The organism is Affinirhizobium lemnae (genome assembly GCF_022968395.1).
GTDB lineage: Bacteria > Pseudomonadota > Alphaproteobacteria > Rhizobiales > Rhizobiaceae > Neorhizobium > Neorhizobium lemnae.
Map to the genome: position 1 here is coordinate 14,485 of NZ_JALJQZ010000026.1, position 17,976 is coordinate 32,460.

Annotated in this window: 10 protein-coding genes and 1 tRNA gene; 5 read left to right on the forward strand and 6 right to left on the reverse strand. The window is 57.5% G+C overall.

What is annotated here, in order from left to right; genetic code table 11:
* Window positions 1–5: 5 nt before the first annotated feature.
* The 3 genes from MUU53_RS15570 to MUU53_RS15580 form a co-directional block, all read right to left on the reverse strand.
* Window positions 6–842, reverse strand: a complete 837-nt coding sequence (locus MUU53_RS15570; protein WP_137137110.1) for a response regulator — start codon at window positions 840–842, stop codon at window positions 6–8.
* 146 nt (window positions 843–988) lie between these two features.
* Window positions 989–3,502, reverse strand: a complete 2,514-nt coding sequence (locus MUU53_RS15575) for a GcvT family protein (RefSeq protein ID WP_247261714.1) — start codon at window positions 3,500–3,502, stop codon at window positions 989–991.
* A gap of 147 nt (window positions 3,503–3,649) precedes the next feature.
* Window positions 3,650–6,091, reverse strand: coding sequence for a mechanosensitive ion channel domain-containing protein (locus MUU53_RS15580; protein WP_247261715.1), 2,442 nt, complete (start codon window positions 6,089–6,091; stop codon window positions 3,650–3,652).
* A gap of 252 nt (window positions 6,092–6,343) precedes the next feature.
* On the opposite strand from MUU53_RS15580, the gene MUU53_RS15585 reads away from it, so the two are divergent.
* Window positions 6,344–6,595, forward strand: a complete 252-nt coding sequence (locus tag MUU53_RS15585) for a GlsB/YeaQ/YmgE family stress response membrane protein (protein WP_247261716.1) — start codon at window positions 6,344–6,346, stop codon at window positions 6,593–6,595.
* 64 nt (window positions 6,596–6,659) lie between these two features.
* On the opposite strand, the gene MUU53_RS15590 is transcribed toward MUU53_RS15585, so the two are convergent.
* The gene (locus MUU53_RS15590; RefSeq protein ID WP_247261717.1) at window positions 6,660–7,151 is read right to left on the reverse strand and encodes a heme-degrading domain-containing protein; all 492 of its coding nucleotides are present in this window, start codon (window positions 7,149–7,151) and stop codon (window positions 6,660–6,662) included.
* 239 nt (window positions 7,152–7,390) lie between these two features.
* Between MUU53_RS15590 and MUU53_RS15595 the strand changes: the two genes are divergently transcribed.
* A tRNA-Lys gene (locus MUU53_RS15595) sits at window positions 7,391–7,466 on the forward strand.
* 305 nt (window positions 7,467–7,771) lie between these two features.
* Here MUU53_RS15595 and MUU53_RS15600 read toward each other — a convergent pair.
* Window positions 7,772–8,035, reverse strand: a complete 264-nt coding sequence (locus tag MUU53_RS15600; protein WP_247261718.1) for a DUF6074 family protein — start codon at window positions 8,033–8,035, stop codon at window positions 7,772–7,774.
* Window positions 8,036–8,185: 150 nt separating this feature from the next.
* The gene (locus MUU53_RS15605) at window positions 8,186–8,848 is read right to left on the reverse strand and encodes a thermonuclease family protein (RefSeq protein WP_247261719.1); all 663 of its coding nucleotides are present in this window, start codon (window positions 8,846–8,848) and stop codon (window positions 8,186–8,188) included.
* A gap of 297 nt (window positions 8,849–9,145) precedes the next feature.
* Between MUU53_RS15605 and MUU53_RS15610 the strand changes: the two genes are divergently transcribed.
* Genes MUU53_RS15610 through glgB form a run of 3 tightly spaced genes read left to right on the forward strand, consistent with a single transcriptional unit; the run spans window position 9,146 to window position 17,939 of the window.
* Window positions 9,146–12,406, forward strand: a complete 3,261-nt coding sequence (locus MUU53_RS15610) for an alpha-1,4-glucan--maltose-1-phosphate maltosyltransferase (RefSeq protein ID WP_377307198.1) — start codon at window positions 9,146–9,148, stop codon at window positions 12,404–12,406.
* A 26-nt stretch (window positions 12,407–12,432) separates the two neighbouring features.
* Window positions 12,433–15,717 carry a maltose alpha-D-glucosyltransferase gene (gene treS, locus MUU53_RS15615; protein WP_247261744.1) on the forward strand — a complete coding sequence of 1,095 codons (3,285 nt, stop codon included), beginning with the start codon at window positions 12,433–12,435 and terminating at the stop codon, window positions 15,715–15,717.
* Entirely contained in the window at window positions 15,714–17,939 is a 2,226-nt protein-coding gene (gene glgB, locus MUU53_RS15620; protein ID WP_247261721.1) for a 1,4-alpha-glucan branching protein GlgB, read from the forward strand. Before treS ends, glgB begins: the two co-directional genes overlap by 4 nt.
* Window positions 17,940–17,976: the final 37 nt, after the last annotated feature.

Here is a 17,976-nt window from a genome sequence, read left to right on the forward strand (position 1 = left end):
AAATATCAGGCGGCGCTGCGGCGCGCGGCAGCCTGATGGGACTTGATCTGCAGAAGCGTGTCGAGGTTCTGGTTCACGCGGCAATAGAATTCTTCGTCGATGAACGGCCTCAACATGAAGTCGTTGCCGCCAGCCTTCAGGAAGCGGGCCGATAGCAGGCGATCTGTCGAGGACGACACGCCGATGATACGCAATTCGTGGGAGCCACGGACGGAGCGGATGCGCCGTGCCAGTTCGAAACCATCAATGTCGGGCATGTTGTAGTCTGTCACAACCAGACCGATATCCGGGTTCTTCTTCAGAATATCGATGGCCTTGGCGCCGCTTTCGGCAACGCTGACGCGGAAATTGTAACGCTTTAGGCGGGTCGAGAGGAGAGCGCGCGCCGTCGGACTATCATCCACGATCAGCACATGGTGACGATGGTTCGTCAGGAAGCGGCAAACGGATTCAACAAGCATCTCGACTGCGAAGACATTGTCTTTAAGAATGTAGTCAACGATGTCCTTCGCCAGCAGTTTCTCACGCGTGTGCTCCTGGAAGGTGCCGGTGAAGACAATGGTTGGAATGTTGAGATCGACAAGATAGTTCAGCGCCTCTCCGTTTTCGGCGCCTGGCAGATTAATGTTGGAAATTGCTAGGGTGACAGGCACATCCGACAACTCGTTAGCCATCATGAGGTCTTCATAGGTCCGGCAGATTTCTGCATCGATCCCGAAGATTTCCTTTAGACGTTGACGGATCATAGAGGTAAAGACGTTCGAGTCTTCGGCAACAATGATCCGAGCATCCGGAAACTGCTCGCCTGTATACTGCATGCCGGATACGCCCAGATAAGTCATCGTTTGCCCCCTAGCTCCTTGACTTCCAGTAGGCTAAAACATCGGGACTTGAAGAAACATTAAGCGCGCAAGACCAGCTGCGATGAATTCAACAAAAAAGCGGCCGCTAGAGGCCGCTTTCCCAAATATGGTCAATCAATTCTTGATCAGGCGCGCAACGCGGCATTATCCGGATCAAACGGGCTTTCGCCTAAGACTTCCGCATCATAGACTGTGCCAAGAATCTTCACTTTCAGCTGGCAACCCAGTTCGGAGTGAGACGGCTTCAGCATCGCAAGTGCGAGAGATTTTCCGACGCGCCAGCCATATCCGCCGCTCGTGACGCGGCCTACCAGTTCGCCGGCCTGATCATAGATCGCCTCGGAACCGCGCGCATCGACATCCGTCGTGCCCTTTACCTCCAGAGTGCTGAACACCCACTTCACACCATTTTCTTTGTAGGCGACGACAGCGTCCCGACCTATGAAGCTTTTCTCAGGTTTGATGAAGCGGTCGAGCCCGGATTCATACGCATTGTATTCGATGGAAAGCTCGCGCCCCATGTTGCGATAGGACTTCTCGACCGCCATGGAAACCATGGCACGGATACCAAACGGCTTGATGCCAAACTCGGCACCGGCTTCCATCAGTTTGTCAAAGATGTAGGCCTGCATCTCGATAGGATGGTGCAATTCCCAACCCAATTCACCGACAAAGTTCACGCGCAGCGCATGCGCCGTCGCAACGCCAACGGAGATCTGCTTGCCTGTCAGCCAAGGGAAATCCTTGTTCTCGAGGCTGGTGCGGGTCAGTTTCTTCAGCAATTGGCGAGACTTCGGGCCTGCCAGAACCAGAACGCCGTATTTCTGCGTGATCGGCTGAAGAACGACGGAGCCATCCTGCGGCGCAAGACGGTACAAGAGATCGTGGTCATGCGCCTCCAGGCCGCCGGCAGATACCATATAGAAGCGTCCTGGTGCCCACTCATAGATCGTGAACTCGGCACGAACTCCGCCCGCAGGCGTCAGGATATGCGCGAGCGTAATGCGACCCCGCTTCTTTGGAATGGCGTTGGCGAAGATGCTTTCGAGCCAGTTACGAGCACCCGGCCCAGAGACCTCTATCTTGGCGAAGGGCGACATATCCAGCACACCGACATTCGTGGTGACATTCTTCACCTCGTTGCCCACATGCTCCCAATAGTTCGACCGGCGGAAAGACCACTTTTCGACGTACCGGCCGTCTTCGAGCGGCGGCGCGTAATTGTGGTTGGTGATGACATCCGCGCCGACACCCTTTTCGCTCTCCGGCAGTTCATAACCTTCCGGAGCATACCAGTTTGCGCGCTCCCAGCCGTAGAGCGAACCGAAGACGCCACCCAGCTTCTTGAGCCGATCGTAGATCGGTGTCGTCTTCAGCGGACGGGCAGCGGCACGCTCCTCATCCGGATAGTGCATGGTGAAGACATTGGCATAGGCCTCCTCGTTCTTGGCGATCAGATAGCCTTCCGTCGCATAGGGACCGAAACGGCGCGGGTCCACACCCATGAGATCGACGGTCGGCTCGCCATCCACGATCCACTCGGCCAATTGCCAGCCCGCGCCGCCTGCCGCAGTGATACCGAAAGAGTGGCCTTCGTTAAGCCAGAAATTCTTGAGGCCCGGAGCGGGCCCAACAATGGGATTGCCATCAGGTGTATAAGCGATGGCACCGTTATAGACCTTCTTGATGCCGACTTCGCCGAAGGCCGGCACACGAGCGATTGCCGTTTCGATATGCGGCATCAGGCGATCGAGATCTTCCTGAAACAGTTCGTACTCGCTCTGGTCGGAAGGACCATCGACATAACAGACCGGAGCACCCCCCTCGTAGGGTCCGAGGATCAGGCCGCCCGCCTCCTCGCGCATATACCAAGCGGAATCGGATTCGCGCAAAACCCCCATTTCTGGCAGGCCTTGCTTACGCCGCTCCTGAATAGCCGGATGCGGCTCGGTGACAATGTACTGGTGCTCGACTGGAATGACCGGAATGTTGATGCCGACCATTTCACCCGTCTTGCGAGCAAACGAGCCGGTGCATGAGATGATGTGCTCAGCGGTGATTTCACCCTTGTCGGTCGTTACCTTCCACAGACCATCCGCCTGCTGTTCGATACCCGTGACGGTCGTATTGCGGTAAATCGTGGCGCCGCGATCACGCGCGCCCTTGGCAAGCGCCTGGGTCAAGTCTGCTGGCTGGATGTAGCCGTCATCCGGATGCTGGATTGCACCGAGAAGCCCCTCGGTCTCACAGAGCGGCCATACCTCCTTCACCTGTTCCGGTGTCAGGATGTTGACCTTGACCCCGATCGTTTCGGCGATGCCCGCATAATACATGTACTCGTCCCAACGATCCTTCGTCCTAGCGAGACGAATGTTGGAGACTTTCGCAAAACCGACATTCATGCCGGTCTCTTCCTGCAGTTCCTCGTAAAAGCGGACCGAATACTTGTGCAACTGGCCGACGGAATAAGACAGGTTGAACAGGGGCAGCAGACCGGCGGCATGCCAGGTGGAGCCAGAGGTCAGCTCCTTCCGCTCGATGAGAACGACATCGCTCCAGCCCTTCTTTGCCAGGTGATAGAGCGTCGAAACGCCGACAACGCCGCCACCGACGACGATCGCCCTCGCATGTGATTTCATCGAAAAACCCCTCTGATGAAGCCCGAACACTAAGCGCGTTCTCCGGACCAAATTGCATCGGCCGACTATGCAATCTGATGCGCGCTACCAAACGCCTGATTACGACATGCGTACGGCTTGCCGCGACGCATCCGCACTTTCCATTTGTCAGCCTGCTGGCGCGTCGCCGGCTCCTCGATCGTGCAAATCCGTGGGCTCGTACTGCTTTTCTTTTTCCGAGGTTGGCGCACGCATGGTGTAAAGCGTGCCATGAACGTTGATGTCCTGCTTTGTATACGGAATTTCGATCCCTTCTTCCTCGAAACGCCGCAGGATTTCGGCACGTAGCGCGTTTCGAATGCCCATCCCGTCGTTTATATCTGCGACATGAAAACGCAATTCGAAGTCAAGCGACGAAGCTCCAAAGCGCAGGAACTCCACGTGTGGCTCCGGATTACGCAAAATCTGCGGCGTGGATCCGGCAAGCTCCAGCAAGAGTTCGATGACACGTCGCGGATCCGTTCCATAGGCAACGCCGACGGGGATTTCGGAACGCTGCATGCGGTTGCGGTGCGTCCAGTTGCCCACGGCCGCATTGATGAGATCAGAGTTCGGCACGATGATCGATTGCTTGCGGAAGGTCTCAATCTCGGTTGCACGAACCGAAATGCGCTTCACGATGCCTTCGGTCGTACCAGTAATGATGTGATCGCCGACCTTGAAGGGGCGTTCGACCAGAAGGATAAGGCCCGATACAAAGTTCGATACAATGTTCTGAAGGCCGAAACCGATACCGACAGACAGTGCAGAGGCAACGAGCGCAAGGCTCGATAGATCGATCCCTGCGGCGGACACGCCGATCACAACGGCAAGACCAACGCCGAGATAACCGATACCCGTCTTGACCGAGTTGCGCACCCCCGCATCGACCTGGCTTCGCGCCATCACGTTCCGGTCGATCCAGCGCTGCGCGAACCGCGTCACCAGATAGCCAGCCATGAACAGCAGGACACCGACAAGAATTCCGATCAGCGAAATATTGATGTTGCCGATCGAAATCTGCGTCAATAGACGGATGGCGGCAGCCTTGATGTCCTGCGTCTGGAAACCCCAGGTCAACAGGATGACAGGAACGACGATAATGACCGAAAAGGCATAAATGCTGAGCCCAGCCACCAGCCCGATCTGGTCGAGCATGATCTCGTTGGCCTTGAAGCGCGAAGCGACATATTTGCCGACTGACGTACTGGCAAAAGCGCTCTGCTTACCGACGGCCTTGCCTGACAGGATGCCGATGTAACCTGTAACGACCAGAGCACCGGTTAAAACAATCTGTGTCGAAAAAAAGCGTGCCAGGCCCACATAGCCGGAAAGCGCCGCCAGAAGAAGCGCGATGCCGAGCACCCTCAAAGCGAGCGGAAACCCTCGGGGCCACGAGCGACCGGGTGCATCGGGATCCTTGTCCTCGGCCAACACCGGCTTGAGGAATGACATGGCCAGCAGGATCACACCGATCAAGACCGACGCAATCAGGCTCTTGGCAATGGACAGAACGACCGGCGAGTTCAACACTTCGCTGACTTCCGTCAACGCGAAATCGAGCCCGTTGATCAGAGCCATCGCGAGGATCAGCCAGAACAGGACATTGGCACCCTTGTTCGATACACGAATGAGCCGCCAGTGAGGATGTTCTGGCCCCAGGACGAGATAGCTGAGGCGGGCTACGAAAACGACCACCCAGATGAAACCAAGGAAAGTAGCCACAAGAGGTCGGATGTCGGTCCGTAGAACGCCGAAACTGTCCATGAAGAAAAACGTGGACAGCATGAAAGCCGTCAGCGAAAAAGTCTGCAGAACGAGCGACCAAAAGGCAAAGGACAGGCGCGTGATATAGGGCGGATTATCGATCGCCGGATCGCGCTTGACCATCTTTCCCAGCATGCGGTAGCCGCCTGCGAGGAAGAAGAGAGCGGCACCGATAGACAGGAAGACGGCGCTCAGCAGTTGCAGCTTCTTGAACTTCCAGGCGAAGCTCAACCAACTCGCCATCGTTTCTCGAAACGTTTCGACCTCATGCCAGAAGGTAGAGCCTGCATCGGTCAGCATTCCCCAGGAGAGATCTGTATGTTTGAGCAGCGCATCCGAGAACAATCTTCGACGCTGCTCGGTGATCTTGGCAGAGATTTCCTTTGCACCGTTCCAGATTTGCCCGAACTCGCTGGAGAAAGCGGTCAGTTCCCCCCTCTCCGTTGCAAGACGGGTGCGCTCTTCGGTGACAACCGCCGCTTCCGGTGGCTGCCCGTCCTGCGGCGGCTCTCCAAGCTCTTTTACGCGCGCATTGATTTGATCAAGCCGCTGCTTCAGGCCACCCAGATGCTCACTGAGCCGCGTGACAAGATCATCCGCCTGAGCTTTGAGTTCGGCAAGCTGCATGTCATCGACGTCCTGCGCGTTCGAACGCGCAGTGATCGATTCCAGTGCCTTTTTCGCTTCGGTAATCGTCGCCTGGGTCTTGGATTTAGGTGCAGCACTCGCGGCAGTCGCCGGTGCCGCTTCGGGCGCGCTTTGTGCCAGGGAGTTGGACGGGCTGCCGACAAGCGCCAAGGTCACTAGCGCTACGGCAACGAGGCCCCGGAAAGCGTTTCTGCAAGATCTCTCATTCAGCCGCAATGGTGCAAACCTCGAAAAACAGGATGGCGGAAGCGTTACTGCTCATCGGTAGGAACAGGAACTCGTCTGATTCGCAATGGACCGCTCACAAAGCCAAAGCAACGGGCAGAACTAAGGCACAGACAAACCGGGGAACAAAATCAATCACAAGCCGTTGACCAGCCATCGAACATCGAAACGAGGGTAAGGTCCATGGAAAACGCAGGTATCGGCTGGCTCGCAGCAATCATCATCGGCGGCATCGCCGGTTGGTTGGCAGAGCAGTTCATGAAGAGCAATATGGGCGTTCTGATGAACATTCTGCTCGGTATCGTCGGCGCCGTTGTTGCAAACGCTATCCTGGGCGTATTCGGGGTCGTCTTGGGCGGCTGGATCGGCTATTTGATCGCAGGCTTCATCGGTGCTTGCATTCTCATTGCCGTTGGTCGTGCTATCAGGCGATAGGGGACCGCTCAGTTCTGATTTGAAAGATAAGGTCGGGCAAATGTCCGGCCTTTTCCATTGGTGGCTAGGGTAATTTCGGGATATCGTCCCAGACGCCACATTCCAGAGCCAGTCCCTCGACTGCGAGATTATGGTCTTCCCGTTGCGGCAATCCTGAAATAGTCACCGCGCCGATACAGCCTACCCCCGATACCCTGATGGGAACGCAGCCACCATGAGGCGCAAAATCTGCAACAGGCAGGCCCCACTTGCTTTCAAGCGTTGCTTGCTGCTGCGCCAGATCAAGACCGATCGCATAGCTTGAACGGTGAAATCTCAAAACAAGATTGCGCTTGCGGCGGATCCAATGCTCGAAGTCCGGCTTGCCACCCGGCAGGCTGGTGAAGAATGCCTGCATGCCGTTGATGTGAACATCAATGGCCAAGACATGAGACCGTGCCGAGGCAATGTCCCGCAACCGCGACCCCAGCGACCAGGCGCGCGCCAGATCGAAGCGGTCAAACTCCAGCAGTTTTTCCTGACTGGCGACAATTTCGAGATCGTTTTGTGTCGTCATATGCATGCTCTCCTGTTGCAGCGAACAGTAAGGCAGCCACAGACAATTTTCGATGGGATGAAATTGCATTTTTTCTAGAGTTGAAGAATCCCGGATTTTCGGGCGTTATGGCGGTCTCTCTCCATTTTTCTGCAAGCTGCATCTAACTTTTTTCAAGAGGGCGCTAGACAAGCTCAAAAGACCTCGTTATACGCCCCTTCACACCGGCGGCGAGCACAACACCAAGCGCTAACGGGGATGGGTGATTAGCTCAGTTGGTAGAGCAGCTGACTCTTAATCAGCGGGTCGTAGGTTCGAGCCCTACATCACCCACCAAATATTTCAAATAATTACGCTGATGATGAACTTTTTTTCCTACTAGCGGGAAACCTTTGCGAGTTCGCTTTGCGTTCTCGCTCCACGAAGAACACGCAGTTCCTTCATAGGTCTGGCTTATTTTCCATATCTCGTCTGACACGCCGATTACATGCATGCTCGACCCATTTTGGACTACATGAAGAGCCTGATGTGTCTCGGACTCAACGTTATTTCTACTGCTGAAAACAAAAAGCGTATGGCAGCCTGACAGGTCTGCTTTCATGCGCTTTCATCGATGCTCAAAGAGCGATGTGTATTGAGGCTCAGGCGCGGGCGTCCACTGCGGCCTGGTCAACCTCTTCCAGGAACAGGCGCTGCAACTCCATCTGCACAGCATTCATGAAAAGACCCGCCTGATGGGAAACCTCTTCCGCAGAGGTGCCGAGCCGCGAGAGACAGGCAGAGAAATCGGCCATCTGGCTGCGCCAGTAGTGATTGGCTTCCTCGCCATGAAGGTTCAGCAGAACCTGAGCACAACGCCGTATATCCGCCATCCGCCGGTCGGCGGGAAAATGTGCAAGCGTCATGACCTCTCCTGTACGCGAAACGCCCGAATCAACTGAAGTACCTGCACACAATCGCCTGAAGTGGTTCTCAAATTCTAAACACGGTCACCTCATTTGAAGTGATGTATCGCTGCGGCACGCTTAGCCGCGCTGAATTGACCTCACGTAACGTCAACACCAGGGCTTGGAGATTTCCGTTACGCGATGCACAACCCCTTCCCTCACGAGTTGTTGACCGATCGATGAGCCGTTGCGCATGACGACACGCAATTGTCGTCCGGCGCCATCTTCGTTCTTGTTCGGCCAGTCCGTCAGTTCGAACGGTCCGGCATTCAACAGGTCACGCAGCCGAACCTTGGCAGCGAAACCCTTGGAGCGCTCCTGCGGGCAAGCCGCATCTTCCGTTCGTGGCGCTGACACATCTGCCAGCCGGATCTGCTGCTTGCGGAACCAGAAGGTGGCGCCATCGACAACGCAGTTATCGAGGCCGGAGGTGCCACAAAAATAGAAGGTTCCGCTGAAGCTTCTGCCAACCAGATCGGCAGGCACGACCTTTGCCAGTTCGCCCGCTGGCTTGGTGGTCGGCGCCGGAATGTTGGCTGGCGGGATTGGTCCACCGGTATCCTTGCCAGATGAGTTCGCAGGCGCACTTGCAGGCTTCAAGTTCCAGGATGCCGGAAGCCAGCGCCGGACCGTCTGCATGTTTTCGGAAATGGCGATCCCGCCACCGACCACCGCCAGCGCTGCGAGCCAAGGCCACAAGGCACCACGCGCTTTGGAGCCGGTACTGGATTTGCGACGCTTGCGGCGTGCCTTGCCTGATGCAGCGGCCATGGTTTGCACCTCACAACTTGAATCATGTGCCTCGGACCATAGCGAAACAGGTCTCACGGTTTCGTTAAGGGCGTCTTTACCCTGTTCACGGCCGTGGCCGAAACCGCAATCGGATCTCCGCCATCCACAGCTTGTTCGGCGAGCCACGATGGATCGAGTGAAAAGGCGTGGGGCCGAGACCCGCCATTCCGTGTGGCCTGAGGCGTGCACTGATGTTGCTGACCCTTGCCAAAAAATCCCAAGGAACAAGCCGGAAGCCGCAACGTTAGGCCCCCAGTCATTACGGTAGGCAGCACCATGCAATTGAATACGGCATCCTCTTCCGAGTCTCTTCAGGCTCAGACAGAAACCTCGCTACACAAGAGCCCTTCGAGGATTTACTATGTCCACCCCTTGGCGCTCCACGGTCTGGATCAGTGGCGGGAAATATTCACTCATGCCGCCGAGCTGGGATTTGATACCGTACTTTCGGCACCGCTCTCACAACGAGCCCGGAGCGGCAGTGTTTTTGTATCCAGTGACCTGGACGCTGCTGATAGTCTACTGGGGCTGCCAACGGATCTGAAGCAGGCGGTGAGCGAACTGACAAGCAGGGCGCGCGCGAAAGGCCTGCGTTTCATGATGGATATCGTGCCAGACCGTATCGCTGCCCCGTTCAGCGAGGCTGCCCCCGTCTCGGATCCACGCCTGTCTCCGCTGACAGCCGGCGGACAATCGATCTCCTCACTGGCAGCAGACGCGCAGGAACAGCACGTTCGGCGCTGGGAAGATCGGATTGGTGCCCTCGTGGAAAGCGGGATCTCAGGATTCCGCTGCCTCGGCCTGAACCGCCTCCCTCTATCGGTATGGAACCGACTGACGGTGGCTGGCGAAAACGCCGATTTTCTCGCATGGACGCCCGGAACTGATTTTGCACTGCGTCAGCAGCTTGCGGACAAAACGTTTGCAGGCTGCTTTTCATCGCTCGCATGGTGGGATCTTCAAGAGCGCTGGTTTCTTGAGGAGCATGCAATTCAACGAAACCTAGGTGCTCAGATTGCCTTTCCCGAAGCGCCCTATGGCAAACGCGTAGCGCACGGCATCGATAGTGTCGAAATCCGCCTGCGCCGCGCAAAGCTTCGTCTTTCGCTGGCTGAGACTTTGGGTCAAGGACTGATGATCCCCATGGGTTTCGAATTCGGAGACCCCGTGCCTCTGGATCCGACCCATGGATCAGGTCAAGGGTTGCGACGATTGAGGGCGGCCTCACGCTACGATCTGCAAAGGGAGATCCGTCAAGCAAACCACGCGCTTGAACAGCGGAAACCAGCCCCAGCACCCTACCTGCATCTCGTTTCAACCGGCAAAAGCCAGACGCTGGCCCTCCTCCAGTCGGATCAGGAAGATCTTCGCGTCTCCAGCCGTGTCAGCGTCGTGCTGGCGAACACCGATTTTCGCCGCCCGGCAAAGGCACCGCTTGGCGCCGTGCAGGAAGCAGCTTCAGGCTTCCTGCCGCTCCGAGACGCAAGCAATTCAACCGTCGAGGCGACGCAGCTTAAACTGCTGAAGCCCGCTGAGCTTCGCATTCTGGAAGGACACACATCGCAACTGATAACGGGTGTCCTGAACGTTGCGAATGCTGCTGAAGCAGCACAAAGCCCGCGCCTTGCGATCGAAAACATCACGCCGACGGTGGATGGAGGTCGGTTCCCCATCAAGCGCATTGCGGGCGAGACCATCACCGTCGAGGCCGATCTCTTCGGCGATGGGCATGACCCGATCTCTGCTGCGCTTTTCTGGCGTGCCGCTGATGAAGAAGGCTGGACAGAGGTTCCCATGCGCCTCGTCCTCAACGACCGTTGGCAGGCAGAGTTCGCCCCGCAGCGCATGGGGCGTCATGAATTCGCGGTCGAAACCTGGCGAAACCCGTTTCAGATCTTTCGATATGAGTTCGGCAAAAAGCACGAAGCGAGGCTGGATCTGAAACTCGAAATTCAAGAGGGAATACTGCTTGTGCAAGCGGCCCGGGACCGTGCGGAGGGTTGCTTGCGGCAGGATCTGGAAGATTTGGCAGCCAGACTGATCGGAGGGAACGAGCAGGTCCGGACTTCCATTCTGCTGACACCTGACACTGCTGAACTGATGGCAAAGGCAGACAGCCGGCCTCACCGTGTTCGCTCTGCGCCAATGCCTGTAGAGGTGGAACGGAAAGGCGCAGCGTTCGCAAGCTGGTATCAGATCTTCCCTCGCTCACAGAGTGGAGATCCCAATCGCCACGGCACATTCGATGACGTGATCAAGCGTCTGCCTGCCATCCGGGACATGGGCTTCGACGTTCTTTATTTTCCGCCCATTCACCCGATCGGAGAGACCAACCGCAAAGGGCGGAATAACTCGCTGATCGCGGGACCGAACGACCCCGGCAGCCCGTATGGCATCGGCTCGGAGGCTGGTGGCCATGATGCGATTCACCCTGAACTGGGTACCTTTGACGATTTCCGCCGACTGGTGGAGGACGCCAGGCGTCATGGTCTGGAAATCGCGCTTGATCTGGCGATTCAGGCATCCCCCGACCACCCCTGGCTGAAGGAGCATCCAGGCTGGTTTGACTGGCGGCCGGACGGCACCGTGCGCTATGCCGAGAACCCGCCGAAGAAATACGAGGACATCGTCAATGTCGATTTCTACGCAAAGGACGCGGTGCCGGGGCTATGGATCGAACTGCGCGATGTCGTGCAGAAGTGGGTTGACCAGGGCGTCAAGCTGTTCCGCGTCGACAACCCGCATACAAAGCCCTTCCCCTTCTGGGAATGGCTGATTGCCGATATTCACAACCGGCACCCAGACGTCATCTTCCTGTCGGAAGCCTTCACGCGCCCCAAGGTGATGTACCGGCTGGCGAAGGTCGGCTTCTCGCAATCCTACACCTACTTCACCTGGCGCAACACAAAGTGGGAACTGGAAACCTACATGCGCGAGATCACGACGGAAGCGCCAAAGGATTTCTTCCGCCCCCACTTCTTCGTCAACACGCATGATATCAATCCGGACTTCCTGCAGAACGCCCCGCGTCCGGCGTATCTCATCCGTGCGGCGCTGGCAGCGACCCTCTCCGGTCTCTGGGGCGTCTATAACGGGTTTGAGCTTTGCGAAGGCCGCCCCGATGTAAAGCGCAAAGAGTATGCGGATTCGGAGAAATACGAGATCCGGGCCTGGGATTACGATCGCCCCGGCAACATCAAGGGTGAGATCGCACTGCTGAACCGCATCCGTCGCGAAAACCCGGCTCTGCATTCCCATCTCGGCCTACGCCAGCTGATCGCGTTCAACGACAACATCATCTTCTATGAGAAGTCGAACCCTTCCCGAGACAACGTCCTGCTGATTGGGGTGAGCCTGGATCCACACCATGCGCAGGAGGCAGATGTAGAGATACCGCTTTGGGCATGGAACCTACCGGACCATGGCACGCTTAACCTGGAAGATCTGATCGGCGGTCAGAAATTTTCGCTGACCGGCAAGTGGCAGCATCTGCGGCTGGAGCCGCATTTGCCCTTCTCGATCTGGCGCGTGCGATAGGAACAGGGAGCGTAACCGTGGACATGATGCAGACCCCCCATGGACAGCAGTCCGACCAGAACCTGCTCTGGTACAAGGATTCCATTATCTACCAATTGCACGTCAAATCCTTCTACGACAGCAATGGCGACGGGATCGGGGATTTTCGCGGCCTGACCGAAAAGATCGATCACATCGCATCACTCGGCGCGACAGCGATCTGGCTCCTGCCCTTTTTCCCGTCCCCGCGTCGCGACGATGGTTATGACATTGCCGATTACGGAGAAGTCAGCCCGGACTACGGCACGATGGATGACTTCCGCGAATTCGTGGCGGCTGCTCACAGCCGCAATATCCGCGTCATTATCGAGCTCGTCATCAACCATACATCGGACCAGCATCCTTGGTTTCAGCGCGCGCGAAATGCGCCGGAGGGTTCCCCGGAACGCGATTTCTACGTTTGGTCAGACACGGATCAGAAATTTCCCGAAACACGGATCATCTTCCTCGATACCGAGAAGTCGAACTGGACCTGGGATCCCGTGGCGGGCGCCTATTACTGGCATCGGTTCTACTCGCATCAGCCTGATCTGAACTTCGACAATCCGCAGGTTCTGGAAGAGCTGCTGAATGTCATGCGCTTCTGGCTGGAAACCGGCATCGACGGTTTCCGTCTTGACGCAATTCCCTATCTCGTTGAACGCGAGGGCACGATCAACGAGAACCTGCCCGAGACGCACGACATCCTGAAGAAGATTCGCGCTGCACTCGATGCGACGCATCCGGGAAAGATGTTGCTGGCGGAGGCGAACCAGTGGCCGGAGGATACGAGCGAATATTTTGGCGAGGGTGACGAGTGTCACATGGCGTTCCATTTCCCGCTGATGCCGCGCATGTATATGGCGATCGCGAAGGAAGACCGCTTCCCCATTACAGATATCATGCGGCAGACCCCGGAGATCCCGGAAAACTGCCAATGGGCCATCTTCCTGCGCAACCATGATGAGCTGACGCTCGAAATGGTGACGGACGAGGAGCGCGACTACCTCTGGAATACCTACGCAGCGGACCGCCGCGCCCGCATCAATCTCGGCATTCGCCGCCGTCTTGCTCCCCTGATGGAGCGGGACCGGCGCCGCGTCGAACTGATGAACGGGTTGCTGCTCTCCATGCCGGGAACGCCAGTGCTCTACTATGGCGATGAAATCGGCATGGGCGACAACATCTATCTCGGAGATCGTGATGGCGTGCGCACGCCTATGCAGTGGTCACCGGATCGAAATGGTGGCTTCTCACGCGCAGATCCCGCGCGGCTTGTTCTGCCCCCCGTCATGGACCCCCTCTACGGCTACGAAGCGCTCAACGTCGAAGCACAGAGCGTGGACCAGCATTCGCTGCTGAACTGGACCCGCCGCATGTTGGCCCTGCGCGGTCGCCATCCAGCCTTCGGTCGCGGTTCCTTGCGTTTCCTCACCCCGGGCAATCGCAAGATTCTTGCCTATCTGCGCGAATACAATGGCGAAACAATTCTCTGCGTCGCCAATCTTTCTCGCCTGCCGCAGGCCGTGGAACTGGATCTGGCCGAATTCGAAGGGCGAGTACCCATTGAACTCACCGGCATGTCGCCCTTCCCGCCCATCGGTCAGCTGACGTATCTTCTGACGCTCCCGCCGTTTTCCTTCTACTGGTTCCAGCTGGTAGCAGAAGCAGACGGTCCAGCCTGGCGTACAGAGCCGCCGCAGCAGATGCCAGACCTTCAGACGCTGGTTATCCGCCGCGACCTGACGGAACTGATTGACGAGCCCCGGCTTTCGGAAAGCCTCTCGCGCTCGATTCTGCCGGAATATCTGGCAAAGCGCCGCTGGTTTGGCTCGAAGGGCGAGAGGCTGAAGCAGGCGCGTCTGGTCTCTGCAACGCCTATGGGTACCACACACAATATTCTGCTGGGAGAATTGGAAGCCGAACTGGAAGGTCACACGGAGACCTATCTGGTTCCGCTCACGCCTGTCTGGGACGATCTTGCGCCATCGGCACTGTCACAGCAGCTTGCACTGGCGCGCATACGTCAGGGTCGGCGCGTCGGTTTCCTGACGGATGGTTTCAGCGTCGAAGCAATGGCGCGAGGCGTCCTTCGTGGCTTGTGCGAGCGCTCCACCATCTCGGGAAGAACTGGGACGCTGGAATTCATCGGCACGGATCAACTCGATTGCATGAGCATTTCGGATGATCTGCCCGTGCGGTGGCTGTCGGCCGAGCAATCCAACAGCAGCCTCATCATCGCAGACATGGCCATGCTGAAGCTTATCCGACACATATCGCCCGGCATCCACCCGGAAGCGGAGATGACGCGCTACTTGACACAGGTTGGTTACAAGAACACCGCGCCGCTTCTGGGAGAGGTTGTTCGCACCTCGCCGGATGGCGAACGCTTCACGCTGATGATCGTGCAAGGCGCCATCCGCAATCAGGGCGACGCCTGGACATGGATGCTGACCAACCTTCGCCGCGTCCTGGACGACATTGCCATAAGCCAGCCGGACGCGGATGCGCAGGCAGATCTCACGCGTCCATTGATCAATTTTACCGCGACACTTGGCCAGCGTCTGGGGGAGCTTCACGCCGCTCTGGCACAGGACACAGACGACGAAAACTTCGTTCCTCTGCCCGCGCTCGAGGAAAACTGCGACATCTGGCGCGACAGCGCAGTCGGCCAGATCGAGAGGGCGCTTGCCATTCTCGAAGAGGACGTAGACCAACTGGAGCCCAATGTTGCTGCCATGGTACGCCCTCTCTTGGCTGAACGGCAGCACCTGCTGGATCTGGCCCATCAACTTTCGCGCTCGGCCGAAGGTGCCATGATGATTCGCAATCACGGTGACTTCCACCTCGGCCAGGTTCTCGTTGCAGAGGATGATGCCTACATCATCGACTTCGAGGGCGAACCGGCCCGAAGCCTCGCGCATCGCCGCGCAAAGACGATTCCCTTGCGTGACGTGGCAGGCCTGCTGCGCTCGCTCAGCTATCTCGCGGCAACGGCGGAACTGGAAACCGAAGCTGTGGCAGAGACACACACACCAGAGCGCGGCGAAGTTATCCGCCGCTTTGTGGAAGAAGCTGAGCAGCTTTTCCTAGAGCAGTATCTGCAGGCAATCGGCAATTCGAAGAACCTCCAGTTCGATCCGGTGAAGCGCCAGCAGATGCTCGATCTCTACCTTCTGGAGAAGGCAGCCTACGAAATCGCCTACGAGGCCCGCAACCGCCCCAAATGGTTGCCCATCCCGCTCTGCGGCTTCGCGGCCATCGTTGAAAGATTGTCAGAAAGATCAGCATGAACATCGAACGCTCCGAATTGACAGCCGGTCTTGACCCCTATGCTATCGAGGCCTTGATAGCCGGACAACATGGCGACCCGTTTTCCATCCTCGGGCCGCATGATGGGCCTGGTGCACGGATCGTCCGGGCCTTTTTCCCGGGCGCTGAGGGCGTGGATCTGGTGGAAACGGCCAGCGGTCGCGTGCTGGCCCGGATGCACCTGATCCACCCCGCGGGCCTCTTCGCAGATTCGGTTCCGGTCGGTGCCGCCTATGCGCTCAATATACATTGGCCAGAGGCCGATCAGACAACAGAAGATCCCTACGCTTTTCCTCTGCTGCTGGGGGAGCTTGATCTCCATCTCATCGCTCAGGGGACGCATTACGCCCTGGGCCGCACTCTTGGGGCGGTCGCTATGGAAGTGGATGGCATATCCGGCGTTCGCTTCTCGGTCTGGGCGCCCAATGCACGGCGGGTATCCGTGGTCGGCGACTTCAATTCTTGGGACGGGAGACGCAACCCCATGCGCCTTCGCCGTGAGGCAGGCATCTGGGAGCTGTTCATACCAAGGATTGGCCCGGGGGATCGCTACAAGTTCGAGATCGTCAATCGAAACGGCAACCTTCTTCCGCAGAAGGCCGACCCGGTTGCACGCGCCAGCGAAGCGGCCCCCGCAACCGCATCCATCGTCGCCTCCAGCAAGCCGTTCCAGTGGTCGGACGACGACTGGATGCAGAAGGCAGCTGAGCGCCGTTCTGGCGAAGGGGCGATGTCTGTCTACGAAGTCCATCTTGGTTCGTGGGTACGTATCCCGGAAGAAGGCAACCGCTGGCTCGACTGGATAGAACTCAGCCAGAGACTGGTGCCCTATGTGGCAGACCTTGGTTTCACGCACATTGAACTGCTGCCAATCATGGAGCATCCCTTCGGCGGATCATGGGGCTACCAGCCACTCGGTCTTTTCGCTCCGACCGGCCGATACGGTACGCCCGAAGATCTCGCCTATTTCGTCGACCGCTGCCACGCTCATGGTATCGGTGTCGTTCTGGATTGGGTACCTGCGCACTTTCCCACGGATGTCTGGGGTTTGGCACGCTTCGACGGAACCGCGCTCTATGAGCATGAAGATCCTCGGGAAGGCTTCCACAAGGACTGGAATACGCTGATCTACAATCTCGGGCGCAATGAGGTGAAGGGTTTCCTGATTGCAAGCGCCATGGAGTGGCTGGAGCACTTCCACATCGATGCCTTGCGCGTCGATGCCGTCGCCTCGATGCTGTATCGGGATTACTCGCGAGAGGCCGGGGAATGGATTCCGAACAAATATGGCGGACGGGAGAACCTTGAATCGGTCGAGTTCTTCAAGCATCTCAACAGCATCATCCATCAGCGATGCCCACATGCCTTCACAGTCGCCGAGGAATCCACCGCTTGGCCAGGCGTAACCCGCCCGGTGGAAGAAGGCGGCCTTGGCTTCGATTTCAAGTGGAACATGGGCTGGATGCACGACACGCTCCATTACATGCAGAACGAGCCGATCTACCGCAAATATCACCACGGCATGATGACCTTCGGCATGGTCTACGCCTACTCGGAGCGTTTCATGCTGCCGATCTCGCACGATGAGGTGGTGCATGGAAAAGGCTCCCTGCTTGGCAAGATGCCGGGTGATGAATGGCAAAAACTGGCAAACCTGCGCGCCTATCTCGGCTTCATGTGGGCGCATCCAGGTAAGAAGCTGCTGTTCATGGGGAGTGAAATTGGCCAGAAAACCGAATGGAATCACGATGGCTCTGTAGTCTGGGATCTTCTGGATGATCCGCAGCATGCCGGACTTCAACGCCTCGTCAGAGACCTGAACACGATCTATCGCGACAACGCAGCCCTCCAGTTCGGCGATCTGCATTCGGAGGGGTTTGACTGGATCGTCGGAGATGATGCCGAAAACTCGATCTTCGCAATGCTGCGGACAGACAGGAGCGGCAATAACCAAGTTGTGGCTGTATCGAACTTCACGCCCGTCCCGCGAACCGGCTACCGCATCGGTGTCCCCGTTTCAGGATGCTGGAGAGAGATCCTGAACAGCGACGCTGCGGTCTACGGTGGCAGCAATCACGGGAATGTAGAGGTCTGGAGCGAGCCTGTACCCAGCCATGGACAGCCGCAATCAATTATTCTGACCCTTCCACCGCTCGCAACAATGTTCCTGCAACTGCGGCAGGAAGAGCGGTCCAACATTTAGTCTCGGCATCTGACCGCTAGCGGTATGACAGCGAAGG

Coding starts and splice junctions, on each gene's coding strand:
- MUU53_RS15570 (WP_137137110.1), bottom strand. CDS start 842: ATGACTTATCTGGGCGTATCCGGCATGCAGTATACAGGCGAGCAGTTT.
- MUU53_RS15575 (WP_247261714.1), bottom strand. CDS start 3,502: ATGAAATCACATGCGAGGGCGATCGTCGTCGGTGGCGGCGTTGTCGGC.
- MUU53_RS15585 (WP_247261716.1), top strand. CDS start 6,344: ATGGAAAACGCAGGTATCGGCTGGCTCGCAGCAATCATCATCGGCGGC.
- MUU53_RS15590 (WP_247261717.1), bottom strand. CDS start 7,151: ATGACGACACAAAACGATCTCGAAATTGTCGCCAGTCAGGAAAAACTG.
- MUU53_RS15600 (WP_247261718.1), bottom strand. CDS start 8,035: ATGACGCTTGCACATTTTCCCGCCGACCGGCGGATGGCGGATATACGG.
- MUU53_RS15605 (WP_247261719.1), bottom strand. CDS start 8,848: ATGGCCGCTGCATCAGGCAAGGCACGCCGCAAGCGTCGCAAATCCAGT.
- MUU53_RS15610 (WP_377307198.1), top strand. CDS start 9,146: ATGCAATTGAATACGGCATCCTCTTCCGAGTCTCTTCAGGCTCAGACA.
- treS (WP_247261744.1), top strand. CDS start 12,433: ATGCAGACCCCCCATGGACAGCAGTCCGACCAGAACCTGCTCTGGTAC.
- glgB (WP_247261721.1), top strand. CDS start 15,714: ATGAACATCGAACGCTCCGAATTGACAGCCGGTCTTGACCCCTATGCT.